Below are 1,570 nucleotides of genomic sequence, written 5' to 3' on the forward strand. Positions count from 1 at the left end.
CCCTGGCCCCGTTTGCTGCAGATTGCGAAGGCCAAGGCTGAGATCGTGTACGAATGACGGACCTGACCCTGGCCCCGCATACGAAGGCCAAGGCTGAGATCGTGTACGAATGGCGGACCTGACCCTGGCCCCTGCTGGCCCCTGCTATAGCGACAGAGACGAGGCGATGGCACGCGCTTATCTATCGACCGCTTTTACCATGTCCCACATCGCCTCCGCTTTTCACGTCTCGAGCAGGACAGTCAGTCGAGCCGTATCGGCATTTAGTAAAGCGCAACCTGCTGCAGATCGAGATGACCAAGGCTGAGATCGTGTACGAATGCCGGACCTGACCCCGGGCGTGACCCCGGGCGCGCTGCAGACGACGCTGGCTTTTCGCTTATGCAGATCGAGACGGCCACAGCTGAGATCGTGTACGAATGCTGGATCTGACCCCGGCCCGCGCGAATGCTGGATCTGACCCCGGCCCGCGGCCTCCGCCGGCCTCCCTAACTGCCACTTTTTTGAATAGATTTAAATGTGGCTATTGCAGTTCTAAAATGCACATTGGGTGTTTCCAAGCAAAAATTTTCAACATTTCCTTTCCCGCCTAACATTGGGCTAACAATAGGAGCAAAGTGCATCCCTTCTTTGAGTCGTCCATAGTTTTTCTCCACCCCAATCAAACGCCGCTCATCTACCAAAGCAAATCGCTCCGTCAGCACTCTTTCAAAAAGTTCAGATCCATTTTCTGCAATTACGAATGATTCAAATGTATCAATTAAAAATAGTATATAGATACAATCCCCATCAACCATCCTATAACCTATTTGATCACCAAAACTAGTTTCCGCAAAAAACACCGGACCACCATCTGCAGCAGAGGGGAAAATATCGCGCCAAAAATCCTTCTCATTCCACTCTTGAAAAGAATCACGTGGCATCTTCTCTTTTCCGTCACAGAAAAAATATAAATCATTTTCTCCAAAATAGCCTCCTCCCATCTCATCAAAAAATGAAACAAGGTCAGCTGGAAAATCGACACCGAGCACATTTCTAGAAAACAGAGAAAAAACAGAAGTATCAACTGTGAATTTTCTCTGCTCATTTTTCGGAAATGCATTTTTAAATTTCAGAAATGAAATTTTCATTTTCCACGACTCCATTCAATATTAAACCCATTTATTTTTGTACCTATCGGCATATTTTTTGTCGCATTGTATTCAAAACTTCCCATCACCTGATTAGCTCGAGCTGGAGCAATGTTTTGATTATCGAAAATCTGACGACCACCATACTGCCTAGACACATACTCATCGACATTCATGCCAGGAACCACCTGATTGACTTTAATACTACTAATAGGCGCACCAGGAACCAACTTATCACGCAAATATTTTTGGCTTAATGCGTAGTTATACTCAACATTAGACCCAACCATACTAGTTTCCGCCCCCGAAGCGGGAAACGGGGTCAGGTCCGCCATTCCGACACGGCCTCAGCCATATCCGCGGGAAACGGGGTCAGGGAAACGGGGTCAGGTCCGCCATTCCGACACGGCCTCAGCCATATCTGCCGGGAAACGGGGTCA

2 protein-coding genes are annotated in these 1,570 nt (G+C 48.0%); both read right to left on the reverse strand.

The window, feature by feature from the left end; all coding sequences use genetic code 11:
• Positions 1–488 precede the first annotated feature (488 nt).
• The gene (locus J0O65_RS09260) at positions 489–1,130 is read right to left on the reverse strand and encodes an SMI1/KNR4 family protein (protein WP_215406156.1); all 642 of its coding nucleotides are present in this window, start codon (positions 1,128–1,130) and stop codon (positions 489–491) included.
• Complete coding sequence (locus tag J0O65_RS09265; protein ID WP_215406157.1) at positions 1,127–1,465, reverse strand: hypothetical protein; 339 nt, start codon at positions 1,463–1,465, stop codon at positions 1,127–1,129. Before J0O65_RS09265 ends, J0O65_RS09260 begins: the two co-directional genes overlap by 4 nt.
• Positions 1,466–1,570 lie beyond the last annotated feature (105 nt).

It is taken from the genome of Janthinobacterium sp. JC611 (assembly GCF_018682595.1).
In the GTDB taxonomy this organism is placed as follows: domain Bacteria; phylum Pseudomonadota; class Gammaproteobacteria; order Burkholderiales; family Burkholderiaceae_D; genus Janthinobacterium.

What these genes read in the sequence shown, in the direction of transcription:
- J0O65_RS09260 (WP_215406156.1), bottom strand. Translation starts at nt 1,130, where the DNA reads ATGAAAATTTCATTTCTGAAATTTAAAAATGCATTTCCGAAAAATGAG.
- J0O65_RS09265 (WP_215406157.1), bottom strand. Translation starts at nt 1,465, where the DNA reads ATGGCGGACCTGACCCCGTTTCCCGCTTCGGGGGCGGAAACTAGTATG.